Annotated in this window: 24 protein-coding genes; 12 read left to right on the forward strand and 12 right to left on the reverse strand. The window is 66.4% G+C overall.

What is annotated here, in order from left to right; translation table 11 throughout:
* Positions 1-194 precede the first annotated feature (194 nt).
* Complete coding sequence (locus AB0F44_RS28310) at positions 195-467, reverse strand: DUF6284 family protein (RefSeq protein ID WP_357360441.1); 273 nt, start codon at positions 465-467, stop codon at positions 195-197.
* 187 nt (positions 468-654) lie between these two features.
* Between AB0F44_RS28310 and AB0F44_RS28315 the strand changes: the two genes are divergently transcribed.
* Both AB0F44_RS28315 and AB0F44_RS28320 read left to right on the forward strand, forming a co-directional pair.
* Complete coding sequence (locus AB0F44_RS28315; protein WP_357360443.1) at positions 655-1,431, forward strand: GntR family transcriptional regulator; 777 nt, start codon at positions 655-657, stop codon at positions 1,429-1,431.
* Positions 1,428-1,946 carry a hypothetical protein gene (locus AB0F44_RS28320; protein WP_357360445.1) on the forward strand — a complete coding sequence of 173 codons (519 nt, stop codon included), beginning with the start codon at positions 1,428-1,430 and terminating at the stop codon, positions 1,944-1,946. The genes AB0F44_RS28315 and AB0F44_RS28320 overlap by 4 nt, the downstream gene beginning before the upstream one ends.
* Positions 1,947-2,144: 198 nt before the next feature.
* Here AB0F44_RS28320 and AB0F44_RS28325 read toward each other — a convergent pair whose 3' ends face one another.
* The 3 genes from AB0F44_RS28325 to AB0F44_RS28335 all read right to left on the reverse strand — a co-directional run bounded on the left by AB0F44_RS28325 (position 2,145) and on the right by AB0F44_RS28335 (position 3,162).
* The gene (locus AB0F44_RS28325; RefSeq protein WP_357360447.1) at positions 2,145-2,579 is read right to left on the reverse strand and encodes a hypothetical protein; all 435 of its coding nucleotides are present in this window, start codon (positions 2,577-2,579) and stop codon (positions 2,145-2,147) included.
* A gap of 65 nt (positions 2,580-2,644) precedes the next feature.
* Positions 2,645-2,863: a hypothetical protein gene (locus AB0F44_RS28330; protein ID WP_357360449.1), complete on the reverse strand. Its 219-nt coding sequence runs from the start codon at positions 2,861-2,863 to the stop codon at positions 2,645-2,647.
* 26 nt (positions 2,864-2,889) lie between these two features.
* Complete coding sequence (locus AB0F44_RS28335) at positions 2,890-3,162, reverse strand: hypothetical protein (protein WP_357360451.1); 273 nt, start codon at positions 3,160-3,162, stop codon at positions 2,890-2,892.
* A 159-nt stretch (positions 3,163-3,321) separates the two neighbouring features.
* On the opposite strand from AB0F44_RS28335, the gene AB0F44_RS28340 reads away from it, so the two are divergent.
* A complete protein-coding gene (locus tag AB0F44_RS28340) occupies positions 3,322-3,711 on the forward strand; it encodes a hypothetical protein (RefSeq protein WP_357360453.1) in 390 nt (129 codons plus the stop codon).
* 264 nt (positions 3,712-3,975) lie between these two features.
* Here AB0F44_RS28340 and AB0F44_RS28345 read toward each other — a convergent pair whose 3' ends face one another.
* Together AB0F44_RS28345 and AB0F44_RS28350 are read right to left on the reverse strand one after the other, a co-directional pair.
* Entirely contained in the window at positions 3,976-4,338 is a 363-nt protein-coding gene (locus tag AB0F44_RS28345) for a site-specific integrase (RefSeq protein WP_357360454.1), read from the reverse strand.
* A gap of 73 nt (positions 4,339-4,411) precedes the next feature.
* Entirely contained in the window at positions 4,412-4,606 is a 195-nt protein-coding gene (locus tag AB0F44_RS28350) for a hypothetical protein (RefSeq protein ID WP_357360456.1), read from the reverse strand.
* Between the two features lie 140 nt (positions 4,607-4,746).
* On the opposite strand from AB0F44_RS28350, the gene AB0F44_RS28355 reads away from it, so the two are divergent.
* Together AB0F44_RS28355 and AB0F44_RS28360 are read left to right on the forward strand one after the other, a co-directional pair.
* On the forward strand, positions 4,747-5,454 hold the full coding sequence (locus AB0F44_RS28355) for a hypothetical protein (RefSeq protein WP_357360458.1): 708 nt from the start codon (positions 4,747-4,749) through the stop codon (positions 5,452-5,454).
* 489 nt (positions 5,455-5,943) lie between these two features.
* Positions 5,944-6,195 carry a hypothetical protein gene (locus tag AB0F44_RS28360; protein WP_357360460.1) on the forward strand — a complete coding sequence of 84 codons (252 nt, stop codon included), beginning with the start codon at positions 5,944-5,946 and terminating at the stop codon, positions 6,193-6,195.
* 585 nt (positions 6,196-6,780) lie between these two features.
* On the opposite strand, the gene AB0F44_RS28365 is transcribed toward AB0F44_RS28360, so the two are convergent.
* The gene (locus AB0F44_RS28365) at positions 6,781-7,527 is read right to left on the reverse strand and encodes a PaaX family transcriptional regulator C-terminal domain-containing protein (protein WP_357360462.1); all 747 of its coding nucleotides are present in this window, start codon (positions 7,525-7,527) and stop codon (positions 6,781-6,783) included.
* Between the two features lie 90 nt (positions 7,528-7,617).
* Here AB0F44_RS28365 and AB0F44_RS28370 point away from each other — a divergent pair, with 90 nt between their 5' ends.
* Together AB0F44_RS28370 and AB0F44_RS28375 are read left to right on the forward strand one after the other, a co-directional pair.
* Positions 7,618-8,439, forward strand: a complete 822-nt coding sequence (locus AB0F44_RS28370) for an NAD(P)-dependent oxidoreductase (protein WP_357360464.1) — start codon at positions 7,618-7,620, stop codon at positions 8,437-8,439.
* The gene (locus AB0F44_RS28375) at positions 8,436-9,149 is read left to right on the forward strand and encodes an enoyl-CoA hydratase/isomerase family protein (protein ID WP_357360466.1); all 714 of its coding nucleotides are present in this window, start codon (positions 8,436-8,438) and stop codon (positions 9,147-9,149) included. The genes AB0F44_RS28370 and AB0F44_RS28375 overlap by 4 nt, the downstream gene beginning before the upstream one ends.
* Positions 9,150-9,167: 18 nt before the next feature.
* On the opposite strand, the gene AB0F44_RS28380 is transcribed toward AB0F44_RS28375, so the two are convergent.
* Positions 9,168-9,731: a TetR/AcrR family transcriptional regulator gene (locus AB0F44_RS28380; RefSeq protein ID WP_357360468.1), complete on the reverse strand. Its 564-nt coding sequence runs from the start codon at positions 9,729-9,731 to the stop codon at positions 9,168-9,170.
* Between the two features lie 16 nt (positions 9,732-9,747).
* On the reverse strand, positions 9,748-10,419 hold the full coding sequence (locus AB0F44_RS28385; RefSeq protein ID WP_357360470.1) for a biliverdin-producing heme oxygenase: 672 nt from the start codon (positions 10,417-10,419) through the stop codon (positions 9,748-9,750).
* Positions 10,420-10,891: 472 nt separating this feature from the next.
* On the opposite strand from AB0F44_RS28385, the gene AB0F44_RS28390 reads away from it, so the two are divergent.
* From AB0F44_RS28390 to AB0F44_RS28405, 4 genes are all read left to right on the forward strand, one after another.
* Positions 10,892-12,202, forward strand: coding sequence for a hypothetical protein (locus AB0F44_RS28390; protein ID WP_357360472.1), 1,311 nt, complete (start codon positions 10,892-10,894; stop codon positions 12,200-12,202).
* 215 nt (positions 12,203-12,417) lie between these two features.
* Positions 12,418-13,305 carry a DUF1524 domain-containing protein gene (locus AB0F44_RS28395; protein ID WP_357360474.1) on the forward strand — a complete coding sequence of 296 codons (888 nt, stop codon included), beginning with the start codon at positions 12,418-12,420 and terminating at the stop codon, positions 13,303-13,305.
* Between the two features lie 103 nt (positions 13,306-13,408).
* A complete protein-coding gene (locus AB0F44_RS28400) occupies positions 13,409-14,659 on the forward strand; it encodes a hypothetical protein (protein ID WP_357360476.1) in 1,251 nt (416 codons plus the stop codon).
* On the forward strand, positions 14,652-15,257 hold the full coding sequence (locus tag AB0F44_RS28405; protein ID WP_357360478.1) for a class F sortase: 606 nt from the start codon (positions 14,652-14,654) through the stop codon (positions 15,255-15,257). The genes AB0F44_RS28400 and AB0F44_RS28405 overlap by 8 nt, the downstream gene beginning before the upstream one ends.
* Here AB0F44_RS28405 and AB0F44_RS28410 read toward each other — a convergent pair.
* Entirely contained in the window at positions 15,254-15,556 is a 303-nt protein-coding gene (locus AB0F44_RS28410) for a co-chaperone GroES (protein WP_350666303.1), read from the reverse strand. The two genes, AB0F44_RS28405 and AB0F44_RS28410, sit on opposite strands and share 4 nt — an antisense overlap.
* Positions 15,557-15,609: 53 nt before the next feature.
* On the reverse strand, positions 15,610-15,867 hold the full coding sequence (locus AB0F44_RS28415) for a DUF3618 domain-containing protein (RefSeq protein WP_357360480.1): 258 nt from the start codon (positions 15,865-15,867) through the stop codon (positions 15,610-15,612).
* A gap of 82 nt (positions 15,868-15,949) precedes the next feature.
* On the opposite strand from AB0F44_RS28415, the gene bcp reads away from it, so the two are divergent.
* The gene (gene bcp, locus AB0F44_RS28420; RefSeq protein ID WP_292651693.1) at positions 15,950-16,420 is read left to right on the forward strand and encodes a thioredoxin-dependent thiol peroxidase; all 471 of its coding nucleotides are present in this window, start codon (positions 15,950-15,952) and stop codon (positions 16,418-16,420) included.
* A gap of 2 nt (positions 16,421-16,422) precedes the next feature.
* Here the strand turns inward: bcp and AB0F44_RS28425 are convergent, their stop codons facing one another.
* On the reverse strand, positions 16,423-16,833 hold the full coding sequence (locus tag AB0F44_RS28425; RefSeq protein WP_357360482.1) for a hypothetical protein: 411 nt from the start codon (positions 16,831-16,833) through the stop codon (positions 16,423-16,425).
* Positions 16,834-17,005: the final 172 nt, after the last annotated feature.

A 17,005-nucleotide genomic window follows, 5' to 3' on the forward strand; every position in this document is an offset into this window, starting at 1 on the left:
ACAACGGCGTTCGAACCGGCCTCAAGGCCCTGGATCATCGGCGGCCCGAGGAGCGTGGAAGCCAGCGCGATCCCGAGCAGGATGTTGACGATGGTGGCCGCGATGGTCGACGCGGTGCCCTTGGTCATGAAGAACGCGATGATGCCCAAGATGAGGACGAGAGGTGCGGTAACCATGGGCGGAACCTCCGAGATTCAGGCGGCGTCGGCCGGGTCGGCCGAGCCAAAGTTGGTGAGCATGTAGACAGGCGCGGCCTGGGCCGCGTCGTGGTTGGCCTGCTGGACCAGCAGGCGGTTCAGTGCGTTCATTGCGCGGCGGTGGGCCCGGCGGGCGAGCGCGTCGGCCGGGTCGTCGAGTAGGCGGCATTCGGCCTCGACCAGGTCGCGCTCAGCGGCGATCTGCGGCCACTCGGCCTCAATGGCGGCGAGGTCGCCGGGTGTCGGCTCCTCAGGTGCGTTGATGCTCATGACACGTCTCGATTCTCTGCAATGTCACCCTGTCGAACCAGGAGCGACTATTTCGTGATAGATCAAACCCTGCCTCACGAAACGCCCTTCTGGCAAGCACTATCACGAAATAGTTCAAGAGCTTTTTCCTGATAGCATGAAGGGCATGAGTACGCAACCACCCCGCGGACGTCAGCCAGCAAGGGGCATGGATGCCCGGCAGATCACCGAATGGCTTCGAGGCCAGATCACCGATGGGACCTGGGGTGTAGGGGATCCGCTCCCGACGAACGCAGACCTGATTCGCCAGACCGGCGCCAGCAACTCGACCGTGTCTAAGGCGATGAGCACTCTCAAGGCCGAAGGTCTGATCTACGGCCGGAAGGGTGGTCGGCCCCGGGTCGCAGACCTCCGAACGCTGGACTACCGACTCACCGACATGAGTCGGCCGACGTGGCAGGAAGTTCGAGCCCCGGCCGACATGTTCAACACCACCGCCAAGGCTCGCGGCGGGACCTCAGAGACCCGGGGTGGAGCAGCCGTCCCGCCCCGAGAGATCGCCGTGCGGCTCGGGCTGACGGAAGGTGAATCGACAGCACGACGCCGCGTTACGCAGGTCATCGGGGACCGAGTGATTGCTACCGAGACCACGTTCTATGAGCCAGAGCTAGCGAAGGAGCTCGACCTCTACCGTGACGAAGACATTCCCGAAGGCACCAGCCGACTCATTGGGAGCACCAAGGCGGCCGACACCGCTTGGATGACCGAGACGACTGTCCGACCGGCGACCGCCGAGGAGCAGAAACTCTTCGCCGTTACACCAGGGGCATCGATGCTGGAGATCGTCACCACGGCCGCCAACAACTTCTACGTGACCTCGGTCGCGACCCGCGTTGTCCATCCTCAGGGCGTACGCCTCGTCCACGAGATGGGGGATGAGACCGGCCTTGGCGGGATCCGAGCGAACCGGGAGAACCTCGCATGAAGATCCGGAACGCGACAACCTCCGAAGTCGACCTGATCGCTCAGTGGCGCGCTGAGCGGGCGGCGTGGCTGGCGCGAAAGGGCCGCGACCAGTGGGGCAGTGCGGGGCTCCGTGACACCGCCTTCCTTGAGCGCGTCACGTCGAGCATCGAGGACGGCGAAACATGGATGCTCACGAAGGACGGCGAGCCGATCGGGACAATTGCGATCGACCACTGGAGCGACCCGGGCCTGTGGAGCTCCAACGAGTTGAGTGATGCGCTCTTTCTCCATCGGCTCATCTCGCCGGTTTCGAGCGGTGGCCGGGACGTCGCCGGCCCCCTGGTGAGTCACGCCCTCGGCCTGGCCGCTCAACAGCAGAGGCACTGGCTCAGACTCGATGCGTGGAGCACGAATACAGGGCTTCACCAGTTCTGGATCCGGCAGGGTTTCGAGTACCTGCGAACCGTTCCCAAGGTTGCGAGTGGCGCTCTCTTTCAGCGCCCGGTTTACGGTGACGGCTGCATCGAGGTGTGACGTCGAGACCCACCATGACTGCACGAGAAAGCCCGCCCCGGGAACTTCCCGGGGCGGGCTCTTTTCGCGTTGCAGCTTCCTCTACGTGTCGGGCTATTCGAGGTAGCGATCGATGCCGAGTAGTACCCGGCCTGCGGGCACCTGGTCGCGCAGTTGCTTCGGATCATCGCATCTGATGCGCGCGAGGCGCACAGCCTGTCATTTGGGCAGCCTGCCAATGGCCTTCGATGCAGCAACAGCTACCTTGCTAATACCCATCGGCTGCGCCGTCCCCTGCTTCTGAACCTGTTCAAGTACCGCGCGGGCGGCCTCTCTGAGGTGTTCTTCATCCCGGCCGAAGGACGCCAGTAGTTCGAGCGCGGCGATCTGGGAGTACAGGCCTTGCTTGCCGTCGAGGTTGTTCGCCACCGCCGCGAGCTCCGTAAAGCGCTTTGCCGTCTCAAGGCGGCGCTTCAACGTGACATCGGCTAGAGCCGCGCGGGCGGTGAAATACACCCCACAGACAGCCACGATCGCTACGACAACGGTGGGCGAGATCAGGGAGAGGAACGCCTTACGCACGTCTGGCGGGACCTGAGATGTGAGCATCTCCAGCAGCGCGGGTGGAGCGTAAAGGATGAGCACCGGGAACATGAGTCGAGACTTCCGGCCAGCGCTAACCGGTCAGACGCGAACTCGCTCCGCCTACCCAGTCTGGGCTATTCGGCCTCGGGCTGGGATGACTCCCAAGTTCGGTAATCATCGGCAAACCTGAGCACGTCGTACACCAGTTGCTCGTGCAGTCGATTCTCAGCGTCGGGCAGGTCGCCGGCTTCCCACTCGTTGGCGGCGAGCATCTCCAAGACGGCTTTGGTTTCTGACCACTCACGACCACTCTGGACGACACTCGACAGAAGGATCTGTAGGTGCTCATTCATTCCGCAGCCTCCCCTTAGGCCCGTCCTCACTTGCCGAAACGACCAGTGGTCCGCTTCGACTCCCATCGATCCAACTCGTGAAGCGCCGCCCGCTCGTAGCCGATCGCGGCCATCGCTTGCTTGATCCGTTCGATCCCGATTCCCTCATCGGCGAACTCCTGAAGGATGCCAGGCATCAGTGCATCCGTCTGCGAGTTACGCGCCCAGCCGTTGTTCCCGATGAAGTCAAGGAAGTCCAACTGCTTGACCTGCTCAGCCGTGAAGCCGATCCAGGTGAAGTTCTTCGGGCGCTTCGCCATCTCGTCACCTCGCAAACAGGCCCACCGGGTCGCGGGCAACAACTCGCTCCACGACGATGTTAACGACGCTGAACAGCGCTGCGCCTAGAACTCGTCAGGGTCTTCGGAGTGTTCGCAGTTCTAGGGCGGCGAGGTTGGGCCTCGTCTACGGTTTGCCCCATGTCCATCCGCGTCTACGTTTCACTCGACCCAACTGTGCCCTTCGGAGACTCCTGGGAGTTTGTTGGCACGCTCGACAGTAGGGAGCCCAGCCAGAATCAGAAGGCGGCCAGGGCACTTCAGAAAAGCTCAGACGGCAATCCGAAGCTCAGCGCCGACTTCTACTTGTCTGGCGACCCCGCCGCGCGCTGGGTGAAGGCCGAGGGTGAGTGGGGCGCGTTTGGCATCGCATTTGACCTGTTCGGCGACAAGTCGCGGGTCCTGGTCGCCAAAAGGCCGGCCAAGGTAGCGCCACTGACGAGCCGACCCCCCGAACCGCACCCGGGCGAGATGCCGCGAGTCATGATCCCGATCAAGATCTCTGGCGGCGTGACGCGTCTCAGAGCCTGATGCGAGCGGCGTTCTAAGCGAGGGCTCCGGCGAGGCTCGGGCACACAAACGGGCACACAAACAACCACAAGAACCGACAGGTGCTGGGAAGCGATCACCAGAGCGCGACAGGTGCTTCGGACATCTCCCCCGGGGCGGTTTGCTCTCAGCGGGTTGTAGGTTCAAGTCCTACATGGCGTACCAAACAAGGCTCCTGACCAGCACAAACGGTCGGGAGTTTCTTGCATTTCAAGGCCCCGATACCCGGTGCGTAAGGAATGCGGTTCACGAGCCCGCCTCCTCACCCTGATTGATCTGGCCGTCTTCAGCGCTCTGAGCGGTCGAGTCACGGTCGGGATTGACCGCCTCCAGCGCACGGACGTTCCCGGTGTTCACAGCGCCACGGCCCAGGTACTTGTCCTGCGTCATCGACACCCGCGAGCGCCCGAGCTGGTCGGCGATCTGACGGGCGGTCATCCCGCTCTCATCGAGCAGCGTCGCCACCGTCTTACGGAAGGTGTGGGTAGAGAGGAACTCGAAGTCAGTCCCACCCAGAACCTTACGGATCGAGCGCTGCACCAGGTTCCGATCACGCCACCCGCCACGAGCATTCGGGAACACCGGACCATCGAAGGCCCGCAGCTTCACACGACGATCCCTGAGAAGCGAGATCGCCCAAGACGGCAGCTGCAACGGACGCTCTGAGGCTGCCGACTTCACCTTACGTGCCACCGTGCCCTTGCCCCGCGGTAGCCAGCATGAAGCGCGCCAGATCCGGAAGATCATGACGTCGGGAATAGTCACTCTCGTCGAGCGCATCGAGCCAAGCCCTGATCTCGTGACCGTCGAGCGCCCGGGGCTGTCGCTTGGGTTTGGCCTCGATAGGAGTCAGTTCACGAACCGGGTTGGCCGTCATGCCACCCTGCCGAACCGCCCAGGAGCTCTACGGGCGCTGTTGGGGTTCTGTGTGCCGAATTCACTGCCGGATGCCTGCAGGGGTGTTTTAATGCAAGCGCGCGGCATGTCGCAGCGCCTCGACTTCGAAAGAAGACCCCCATGCTCCGCAAGTTCACGCTTGCTGCCGCCGCCTTCGCGCTCGGCGCAGCGACCCTGTCACTCGGTGGTTCCGCGCAGGCTGCGACCACCCCATCTGTCAATGTCACAAGCGCCTGCCAGGGCGGCGCTGGTGTCATCACCGTCGGCGCCCGGCGCTCGCCCACCGGTGGCACCATCGGAACGACCGTGATTCGTGACGTGAAGAGGCCCAACTGGTCCGGATTCACGATGGTCGGCAACGGTGAGCCATCCGGTCCGTTCCCTGAGTCAGCGATGCTCCACCCGGTCGACGGCGTCGTGCGCGACACCACGAAGTCCACCCTCGCCTGGCCGAAGCCGGTCACGGGCGTGTACTTCTCGGGTGACTACTCGGTCTTCTGCGTCGGAAGTGTCGACCAGAACCCATACCGAGTCATCGGCATGGGCCCGTCCTCCCAGATCACCGTACGCCGCGACTCCGGCGTTGTCCGGGTCGAGGGCGAGGCGAACCGGATCGGCAAGTACCGCCTCACCGTACGCCTGTGGACTCCGGCCGGCTTCCAGGAGAAGTCGACGGTAGTCAACGTGGGCGTTAACACGAACATCGGCGAGTTCCGGCACCGCTTCACCGGCTTCAAGCGGACTAACAAGTTCACCAAGGCCGTACTGATCGCTAAGAACATCCGAAGCGGCAAGACCACCACGGTCACAGTGCGGCGCACGTTCTGACCTTCAACACTGCTCGTGGCCCCGTCGATCCGGCGGGGCCACGATGTCCAAGGAGGCTCAGACGCGGCGAGCGAGAGCCGCGGGCAGGAACGCCACGGCACCAGCTACGAGGACCGTGCAAGCCAGGAAAAAGGCGGCGCCGTCTCAACGATGGAAAATTCTCTGGCCCGGCGCTCCCACGTGCGCATGACGGGGAGTACCGCGACTGCCGATCGGTTCTGATCCGTTGACCCGCGAGGCGAATCAGCGCTGCTGATCGCTTCCGGGGTCATGTTGAACCGTGAGAACTTTCTCGACTGACTCAAGGCGGCCTCCGGCCACGAGCGCGGCCTCCGGGGGCGTGCGGCTGGCGGCCGGTCCCCCTACGCGCCGCGCAAATGAAGAAGAGCGCCCAGTCCGTAGACCAAGCGCTCACTCTCCAGCCACACCAACTCAGCGGATCAGCCGAACCCGTCCCAACCGCCACGTCCAGCCGATACCGTCCAGCCCGTGCACCTCAGCCAGGCCGACTCATCGAGCACCGGCATCGTCTCGTTTCTCCTCGCCGCCATCTGGGTCTGCGTCCTCATCGGAATCCTCATCGCCATGCGCTGGGGCATCAAACGGCTAGACACGCTGCTATCAGGCGCGACAGGACCTTGGGCATGGGGCGGCGGCATCCTCCTCGTCGCGCTCAGGCTGGCCTTCGTGCTGTGCGTCCTCGGCGTTTCAGCTCTGATCTTCAGTCTGATAATCGGGTGATCGACGCCATTCACCACCCATCCGGAGCCAGTTGTTTGGCTGATGACGAGGGGAGGGGGCCCTGCTGACCAGTAGGGACACTCCCCGCGACGCTTCTAGGGTGGGCGATGTTCGGCAGCGTTGGGGGCAAGCCCCCAGACCCCCGCCAACGGGGCCAGATGCCGGCCTGGGGGACGCTCCGCGCCCGCGATGCAGACGAACACACGGGCAGGGTGCAGATGCGTAAGGAGTTGCGTAAGGGATGCCCCGCAGCACCCCACGATCAACCACAAAACCGGACCAACTCATACCCGCTCCCCCGCCCAACATCTCCACGTGCACGGCGACTCGGATTTATCAGCGGACGGGGCAAACGCTGACGGTCAACCCGCGAGCAGGGACGCGGTGCGTGAACGAGCCCGGAACACCCCGTCGAACGAACGAACTTTCGTTCGCCCAACGGAGGGACTCACAAGTTGCAGCCACGTTGATGGCGGCGGACAGATTCCCGCCATGGCGGGAACCTGCAGGAATCTTGGGTCAGATATGACCGCATTTTTCCGCCATGGCGGGAAACTGCGCGCCCGCCTCAGCGAGCCGTACGCGTCAGGAGATGCGCTCGGTGAGCGCTTGCCTAGTGTCGATCAGCCAGTCTTTGTAGTCGAGGTGCGCCTTGCGCAGCGCGGGACCTGGCCAGTCTGCGGGAAGCAGCTCGTCGGGTAGGGCGGGGTCCTCGAGCAGGTGGCGTACGGACGTCGCGCAGGCAGTGAATCGGAGCACGGGGTCGTCGGTGTCGGTGGCCGCGAGCAGCTCACGCGCTCGGTCGGCCCAGCCGGTGAGGTCCCACAGCCTGCCGGCAAGCTCCGCGGGGTCGGTCGTGGGCCGCATCGTCAGCCGCTCGCACAGGTCGGCGAGGTGATCGGACCATGCGAGGTCGAGGTTGGCCGGGCGTACCCAGACGCCCTCACGCAGCTCGGCCAGGCGGAGCTCCGCGAGCGTCGCACGGAGGGTCGCACGGTCGGCGGCGGAGCGGCCGGTCGCGGTCACAACGACCATGTCCCAGTCGCCGTCCCACGCGCTGGTCTGTACGTGGATCGCCGCCTCCTGACGGCGCTGGCGTTGACTCAACCTCTCGGAGAGCTGGTATCTCCCGTCCGCGGTTCGGACCAGGTCGTCGGCGGCGACCATGCGGGAGAGCGCGACGCGGACCGTCGTCTCCGAGAAGCCGACCAGACCTCCGCCGGCGACGAGCTCTCGCGCGGACAACGTCGGCACCTCGGCACCCATGAGCAGGCCCAGGAGCGCCGAACGGGCGGACACAGGACGAAGGGCGTCGGCAGTGGTCGATGACATCGCTCCGGATGTTACATGAGCTCCGCGTCCGCAGGCGATGTGTTATTTACAACACTGTCACAACCGCAAGCGACCTGTAATGTCCAAACCATGAACCTCACCGGACGCACCATCATCATGTCGGGCGGCAGCCGTGGCATCGGCCTGGCCGTAGGCGTCGCCGCGGCAAAGCTGGGAGCCAACGTCACGCTGCTGGCGAAGACGGACAAACCCGACCCACGCCTCCCCGGCACCGTTCACACCGCCGCCGCCGAGATCGAGGAAGCTGGCGGTCAGGCGCTGGCGGTGGTGGGTGACGTACGTGACGAGGCCTCGGTGGAGAACGCGGTCGCGCAGACTGTCGAGCGGTTCGGCGGCATCGACATCGTGCTCAACAACGCCTCCGCGATCGCGCTCGACGGCACGGAGGACCTGCCGATGAAGCGGTTCGACCTGATGACCCAGATCCAGCTGCGCGGGACGTACCTGCTCACGAGCAAGTCGCTCCCCCACCTGCGCGCATCGGCCAACCCGCACATCCTGTCGCTGTCGCCGCCGATCAACCTCTCGCAGCAGTGGCTCGGCGCCCACCCGGCGTACACGCTGGCGAAGTACGGAATGAGTCTGCTGACGCTCAGCTGGGCGGCGGAGTACGCCGAGCACGGCATCGCCGCCAACTGCCTGTGGCCCGAGACCCTCATCGCCACGGCCGCCGTGCAGAACCTCCTCGGCGGGGATGCAGCAGTGGAGAAGTCGCGTACGCCCGAGATCGTCGCCGACGCCGCGATGGAGATTCTGGGGCGCCCCTCGCGCGAGTGCACCGGCAACACGTTCATCGATGTGGACGTGCTGCGGTCTGCCGGAGTCACCGACTTCTCGAAGTACGGCGGGACCGGCGAACTGGAGTACGACATCTTCGTGGACCGGCCATGACCAGTCTCCTGCGGGAGCGTCGCGAAGACATCGAGATCCTCCGGCTCAACCGCCCCGAGAAGCGGAACGCCCTCGACACCCCGACACTGCACCTGCTCAACGACGCGTTGAGAGAGCTGTCCGAGGACGACGAAGTTCGCGCTGTCGTCCTCTCCACGACGTCGACCACTGCGTTCTGCGCAGGCGCAGACGTCACCGAACCCCTGGACGCAGCCGGCGGGGTCGCCCGGATGGAGGCGTTCGCGGAGCTCTACCGGCTCGTCGAGCAGGTGCCCGTGCCGACGATCGCTGTCTGCGTCGGCAACTGCGTGGGCGCCGGCGCCGAGATCATCGCCGGCTGCGACCTGCGCGTGGCCGGGGACAATCTGAAGCTCGCGTGGGCGGGAGCTCGGCTGGGCGTTCCGGTCGGGCCGGCCCGGCTGACCCAGCTCGTGGGCCTCTCGCGCGCCAAGGAGCTGATCTACACCGGGCGCCCTGTCGGGGCGGACGAGGCAGTCGTGATGGGCCTTGCGCAGCGCAAGGCCCCTGCCGACGAGGCCGAGGCGATCGCTCTCGAGCTGGCTGGACTCGTCTCGCGTCAGTCGCCCGACGGGATTCGCACCCTGAAGGAGATGTTTCGCGAGCTCGAGGACATCCCCGACCGCATCACGTACGAGAACGAGCGGCTGCTGGACTTCCAGAGGAACAGTGTCGGACTGCCGCAGGGCTAGCTGACCTGCGCGCGCGACTCACAGGGCGCCGACGGCGCGGAGGACGAACTCCTCGATCCGCTCGGCGGGGAGGTGGCGGGTGCCGAGGACGGCATGGACGAGGGCGAGAGTGGCGTCGACGTCGGTGACGGCGAAGACGCCCTGCTCGGCACCCTGCTCGAGGATCTCGGCGAGGACCTGCTCGACGGCGACGACGTGCTCACGGATCTCCTGGCGCGCCTCCTCGGGGAGCCCGCCGTAGACCTGGGGGCCGAAGCCCATGTGGAACTTCTCGCCGAGCGTGAGGTGGTTGCGTACGTAGATCCGCAGCCGTTCGGCCGGCTGGTCGCTCGCGGCGAGCTGGGACTGCAGGGATGCGACGTACTCCGAGGTCTCGTGGGTCGCGAACGCGACCATCACCGCGTCGCGGTCCTTGAAGTGGTGGTAGATCGCAGTGCGTCCGATCTCCGCGCGCTGCGCCAGCTTCGACATGCTGATGGCGTCGTAGCTGCCCTCGGCCATCAGCTCCGCGAATGCCGCGAAGATCCGCTCGCGCACCAGTCTGCGGTGCTCGGGGACGTTCTCGGCGGCGATACGGGGCACGAGAGCGAACCCTAGTTCACCTGCGATAGGTGTCGAGGCGGCCGGCGAGCTCCTCGAAAAGGGCCTGGTTGAGACCGAAGGCGACCTGGACCTCCTCGACGATGCGGATCTTCTCCGCGGGGTCGAGGGCCAGCGCGTCGAGGCGTGCGCGGTAGCCGTCCTTGTAGGGCTTCGGCTTCGGGATCTCGGCGAACTCGTAGAACGCCACCCCCTCGCCGTCGAGCTCGAAGAACCGGTCGAGCAGCCGGCCGATCGCCTGGCCACCGGAGAGGTCACCCAGGTAGCGGGTGTAGTGGTGGGCGGCGTAGAGACCGCCCCAGGCGCGGGTGGCCTCGATCCGAGCAACGTACGCATCGGCAGCCGCCGACTCCACAGCATCGCCCTCGACACCGGGCGCCCACACAGCCAGGTCGGCATCGATCGCGGCCAGGCGCTCGAGGGCGACGTCATGGACGGCCTCGGCGATGGCATCCGTGGCGGCCAGGTCCCGGCCCACCGTCTCGAGCGCGACGTAGACCTTGCGCAGGCGCAGCAGGTAGTCGGCGTACCCCTGCTCGTTGACCCGGCCGGCCAGCAACTCCTCCATGAACGAGGAGCTCTCGGCAGCGGTGTGCTGGATCCGGGACCCCTCACGCATCAGCGCGGAGAGTGGAGCGTCGGGCATCTCATCGGCGAGAAGGGCGGACATGTGTGCTCCAGTCAGGGTCGGGCGGCAGCGATCGGCGGTCCGGCAAAGATACTGACACACTGTCAGAAAGTCGGCAAGGTTTTAGTTAGGTCACCCTAACAAAACGGTCCAAAGCGGTGAGCAATCGCGCAACGGATCAGGTTGTGGAGATGCCTACAGCACATTGTTCACGAAGCCGAGAGGACAACGTGATGACCACAACATGCCCAGGCATCTCAGACTTTCAAGTTTCGTTCCCGACGAAGATCCACAAGGGGTCCGATCGGGTGCTCGAAGACGAGGTGTTGCCGCGAAAGTTACGGCCGATTTCGCGGGTCATCGGGGCCCTGCGTACGCCTATGCACCCGCGATCTGACGTGGCTAGACTCCCCGCTTCGTCACGGCGAGTCACAGCAACCGGGGGGCTGCAGAGGCTGACTTCTACTCGTCGTGCCCTGTCATCGACAGTTATCAACACCATTGGAGAAGTCACTTGCGCTCCCCACTCTCGGTCCGCGGAGCCGCCCTTGTTGCGGCGACCGCGATGATCGGTCTTTCCGTGACCGCGGCCCCGGCGACTGCGGCGGAGAAGAAGCCGCAGGCCAAGGCCTCGTCGGTCGCTCTGACCGTCAACGTTTCTGACAAGGTCAAGGTCGACACCGGCCGCTACACCGCCACGTACAACGGCAAGAAGACCGTCAACTCGGGCACCAACAAGCCGGCTCTGCCGCTCCTCGCGGGCGACCAGCAGCTGCTCTCGGTCGGCGTCTTCGCCCAGGACGCGGCCGCCGCCCTCCAGAACGGCACCGCCTACTCCGGCGCCTGCTCGGCCCTGGCCGGCAAGGGCGCGACCCTGGTCGCCATCGGCGACGGCTCCAGCTGCGTCAAGCCGGGCGAGGCCGTCACGGTGAACCTCGCCGAGCTCGACCTCCAGAAGCTGGGCGCCACCACCGACTACCTGCTCAACGACGAGAGCAAGGACTTCCACGTCAAGCTCGGCCCGGTCAACGACCTGGTGCAGACCGTCGTCTCCGGCGTGCTCGCCAAGGTCGGCGGTCTCTCGGTCGGTGTCGACCTCGACGCCGCGGAGAGCACCTGCATGGCGCAGGGCACCGAGTTCAAGGGCAAGACCCAGCTCAAGAACGCCGCCGTCACCGTCAACGTCCCCGGCAAGGGCGACATCAAGGTCGCCGACCTGCCGGCGAACCCCAAGAAGAACACGACGGTCGTCCCGGACCTCTCGCCGGTGACCGACGCCGTCCTCGGCCGCGTCGACACGCTGCTCCAGTCGGGCCTCAAGAACGACGTCGGGCTGGGCGACATGAGCGTCTCGATCCGCATCGACCTGATCGAGCACATCAAGGAGCAGCTCGCCGTACTGCTCAAGGGCCTCGAGACCGACCTGGTCAAGCTCACCATGAACAAGCAGGACAAGACCGCCAAGTCGCTCGAGGTGTCCGCCCTGGACATCAACGTCCTCGACGCGGTGAAGAAGGTCGGCGCCCCGACCGCTGCCAAGGTCGCCATCGGCACCAGCACCTGCGGCACCAACGGCCTCACCGCCTCCGAGGAGAAGGCCGCGGCCACGGGTGACAAGAAGAACGTCGACGTCGTCGTCTCCGGCGACAAGTCCGACCCGGACTCGAGCGTCGCGGTGAAGCCGGACAACGCCCCGGCCAACGCCGAGCTCAACCTGCTCTCGTCCCCGGCCGCCAAGGGCGGGTTCGCCGCCGGCGCGCTCGTGCTGCTCGTCGCCGCTGCTGCCGCCACCCGGTGGTTCCTGCTGCGCCGCGCGCACGCCTGATCCCCTGATCAGGACTCCCCTGTAGACCGTTGTAAAACCTGCAACACCCGCATCCCGGGCCAAGGCTCCAGCCTTGGCCCGGGATGCGCTCGTTTTGTCGGAAGGGGGCAGATTCTGGGCGGCGCGCCTGCGTGCCGCCCGCCGCGAGATCCGACAAAGTTGGGCCGCCCCCGATGCTCCCCAGAGCTCTTCCCCCAACTCTTCGGAGTCACCCCATGCTGCGCCCGCTGGCGACCCTGCTCGCCGTCGTACTCCTCTGCTCCGGCTGCGTCGAGGTCGCCGAGCCCGACACCGCCGTCCAAGCCGGATACGGCGCCGACAGCGGCGAGGAGGTCAGCCTTCCGCTGACCGAGGCCATCGCGAAGCTCCCCGTCGCCAAGGAGGTCACCTCCGGCTACGAGCGCGAGAAGTTCAACCACTGGGTCGATGCGGACGGCGACTGCCAGGACGCCCGCACCGAGGTGCTCCTCGAGGAGTCGAAGAAGAAGGCGCGCGGCAGGTGCGACGTCACCAGGGGCGAATGGCTCTCCACGTATGACGGGGTCACCGTCAAGCGCCCTGGCGGCCTCGACATCGACCACATGATCGCGCTCAAGGAGGGCTGGGAGTCCGGCGCCGACGCCTGGACCGACGAGCAGCGAGAGGCGTACGCCAACGACCTCGGCGACCCGCGCGCACTCATCGCCGTCACCGCCGCGACCAACCGCAGCAAGGGCGACCAGGACCCGGCCGACTGGATGCCCGACGCCACGAGCTACCACTGCACATACGTCGCCGACTGGGTCGCCGTGAAGATCCGCTGGAGCCTCTTCGTCGACCGCGCGGAGAAGGCCGCGATCGAGGACATCGCCGCCGGCTGCGACAACCCCGAGATCACCGTACGGCTGGCCGGGCCGGCCCAGAACGATCCGAGCCCGAGCGACCCGTCCCCGGGTGACCCGGAGCAGAGCACCGTTCCCGCGGGCGGCTCGGGTGACGACCCCCGTTTCGACACCTGCGCCAAGGCGATCGCGAAGGGCTACGGGCCCTACCGGAAGGGCCGCGACGCCGAGTACGCGTGGTACCGCGACGGCGACAAGGACGGCACGGTCTGCGACAGCTGACCGACACCCGGATTCCGCAGGTCAGAAGCGATACCCCAGCCCGTAACGTACGAGGCTCCTCTGCCGTTGAGTGTGACGAAGGTCAAAGGGAGAGGGAATTTACGTGCGCACAACACTCATCGCGCGGGGAGCCGCCGTGGCGGCTGCAGCCGCCATGGTTGCCTTGTCAGCCGCACCTGCGAATGCCGCCACGGTGTCGCAGGCGTCCGCAACCGCGCTGAGCCTCGAGCTCGCCGGCACCGGAGCGACCGACTCAGGCACCTACGCCGTCACCAACGACGGCTCCAGCGAGTCTGCCAAGGGCACCAACGAGCCGCTCATCACCGCGCTCGCAGGCCAGGACGCGATCCAGGCGGGCACTCTGGCCCAGGACGCGGTGGCCAAGAAGAACGCCACTTCGGCAGCATGCTCGGGTCTCGCCGGCGACGGAGCGACCTTGGTCGCGGCCGGTTCCGGCGACTGCCTCAGCGGCGGCGACAACATCTCACTCGACGCGGGCAGCCTCGACTTCTCCGACGTCGAGCTCGTCTCGTCCGGTCTCTTCCAGGGCGTCGACAAGCAGCTGATCACCGCGCTGAAGGATGCGGGACTGAGCCAGACCGCGGTCACCGACCCGCTGTCGGCAGCGCTCAAGCAGGTCCTCGCGGCGCTGGGCGACCCCGGCCTGCACCTCGACCTCGGCGCCGTGCAGAGCAGCTGCATCGCCGACAAGGACAAGGCCTCCGGCGACAGCAGCCTGGCGAACAGCAGGGCGTACGTCACCGTCCCGACGATGGGCGACGTCACCTTGGTCGACCTTCCGGTCGACCCTGACGTCAACCAGAAGGTCGTCACCGACCTGACCGGCGTGACCGACGCGATCCTGGACGCTCTGCGCACCCAGTTCACCAACGCCCTGCAGGGCGCGCTGGCGCCGGCCAACGAAGCGCTCAACCAGCTTCAGACGCAGGTGCTCGATACGGCTCTCGGTCAGATCCAGTCGCAGCTCGCGCCGCTCGAGGACAACGTTCTCGACATCACCCTCAACGCCCAGAACACCTCCCCGGGCGCGATCACGGTGACCGCGCTCGACGTGAAGGTCCTTCCGGCAGCCGAGGCGTTCGTCGGCAGCAGCCTGGCGCACCTGACCATCGGCACCAGCAGCTGTGGCCCGAACAGCCCGGCCACGAAGACGGTCGTCAACAAGCCGCCCAAGGCAGCCAACCCGCCGGCTTCGGTCCCGACCGTCGTGACCGCCGGCATGGAAAGCTACGACGACGGCAGCGCCGGACGCATCGCTCTCGTCACCCTGCTGCTCCTCGCGGCCGCGGGCGCCGGTGTGGCGACGTACGTCCGCATGTTGCGGCGTGGCTGACACCTCTGTTGACTCGCCGCCGCGGCTTGCCGCGGCGGCGGGTGGCCTCTGGACCGCGTTGGTCGTGCTCGCCGTCGCGATGGTGCTGGCCGGGCTGTTGTGGCCCAGCGGCAGCGCGGCGGTGGAGGTGCCACCCGGCGCTCCGCAACGCCTCGAGCTGCCCGGGCTGAACACTAAGGCGAAGGTCGTCCCGATCCGGCTCGACGGCGAGGTACTCGACCCGCCGCGCAACCCGCGCGAGATCGGCTGGTGGGTCGGCAGCGCCAAGCCCGGCTCAGCGCAGGGTCAGACCGTGGTCACCGGCCACACCGTGCACACCGGCGGCGGCAGCCTCAACAAGCTCGACCACATCGAGGAGGGGCAGGAGGTCGACATCGTCACCAAGGACGGGACCTTCCAGCACCAGGTCGACTCCGTCGAGGTGCTCAGCCGCAAGGAGCTCGCCGAGCAGGCCCAGCGGCTCTTCGGGCAGGACCACGGCGACGGCCGGCTGGTGATCATCACCTGCACTGACTGGAACGGCTCGAGCTACGACAGCAACGTCGTCGTGCTCGCACATCGTTTCAACGCGTTGCCAAAGGCTCAGAAGAAGAGCTAGAGGTAGAGGCCCGTCGATTCGTCGCCGATCCGCTCGGCGGCGACGGCGTGCACGTCGCGCTCGCGCATCAGGACGTACACCTCTCCGGCGACCTCGACCTCCGGCTTGTCGTCGGCGTCGAAGAGCACTCGGTCACCGATCTCGACGGCCCGCGCGTGCGGGCCGACCGCGACCACCCGTGACCAGGTGAGCCGCCGGGCCGCGCCCATGGCAGCGGTCGCCGGGATGACGATGCCGCCGGAGGAGCGACGCTCACCGGCGTCGGACCCGACCTCGACCAGCACCCGGTCGTGGAGCATCTTGATGGGGGTCTTGTCGGTCACGTCCGTGTTGCCTTGCCGGTGGGGAGTGGTCAGTTGGCCTTGGTGATCTTACGCAGCGTGGCCATGAGCACGACGGTGCCCACCACCCCGCCGACGGTCTTCGCGATGTTGCCCATCTTCGGCTCGCCGGAGACCGGGTCGACATAGACCGCCTTGAAGGCCGCCACCTGGCGCTGGACGATCGTCTTCGGGCTACCCCGGTAGATCAGCTCGTCGATGGTGCCTGCGAGCCGGTCGCGGATCTCTTCGATCTCGGACTCGAGCGAGGAAGTCTGGTCCTTGGACATGCGCAGACCTTAGCAACCGGCGTACGTCCACTGCGCGCTCCACCGCTGCGGTTCGCCTGGGAATGTTCGCTAGGTTGGCTCCATGACGCGTCTCGAGCCGGGCGATGTGGCCCCCGACTTCACTCTTCCCGACGACACCGGCGCGGAGGTCTCGCTCAGCAGCCTCCGCGGCCGCAAGGTGATCGTCTACTTCTACCCCGCCGCGATGACCCCCGGTTGCACCAAGCAGGCCTGCGACTTCACCGACTCGATCGACTCGCTGAAGGCCGCCGGCTACGAAGTCATCGGCGTGTCAAAGGACAAGCCCGCCAAGCTCGCGAAGTTCCGCGAGCGTGACGGGCTCACCATCACCCTGGCCTCCGACGAGGACCTCTCGGTGCACAAGGCGTACGACGCCTACGGCGAGAAGAAGCTCTACGGCAAGGTCGTCGAAGGGGTCATCCGCTCGACGTTCGTGGTCGACGAGGAGGGCAAGATCGAGGTCGCGCAGTACAACGTCAAGGCGACCGGTCACGTCGCCAAGCTCCGTCGCGACCTCGGCCTCGCCTCGTAGGTCTACTGCTGGTCGTCGGGCTTCTTGAAGTCAGGCGGAGGAGGTGCGTCCTCCCCCGGGATCTCCTTGGGCGGCTCGACGACCACCGGGCCGGTGCCGGCACTCCACTTGGCACCGGTCTCCATCAGCCACTCGCCCGCCTGGGCGGCGACGTCGGTGGCGGCAGCGCCGACCTGGAGCAGACCCGACAGGGCCTGGTTGCGCGGCGTGTCCGCATCCGGTGCGGACGCCACCGCGGCCCGCTTGGCCTCGATCTGAGCCTTGAACTCGCCGGCCTTCTCGACGGCCTTCTCGCCGCCGGTGACAAGGTGAGGTGCCGACTTCACCTTGGCGTCCGCAACAGCAGGCTTGGCGCCTTCGACGCCCTTCTGGACGCCATCGCGCCAGTTGGACGCGTTGTCCTTGAACGACATGACTTCATCCCTCTCCCTGGATGGGGTGTTGTTCTTCCATCCTTGAGGGTCCGGTGACCAATGTCCATGGGGATCGACCCTGGGACGCCCCGGGTCAGACCCGGACTCGGCGTGCGGTCTCGGGACGGTACTCGAATCGCAGAGATGACGCCCTCGACCTCCTAGGTCCTTG

The organism is Nocardioides sp. NPDC023903 (assembly GCF_040639295.1).
Lineage (GTDB): Bacteria > Actinomycetota > Actinomycetes > Propionibacteriales > Nocardioidaceae > Nocardioides.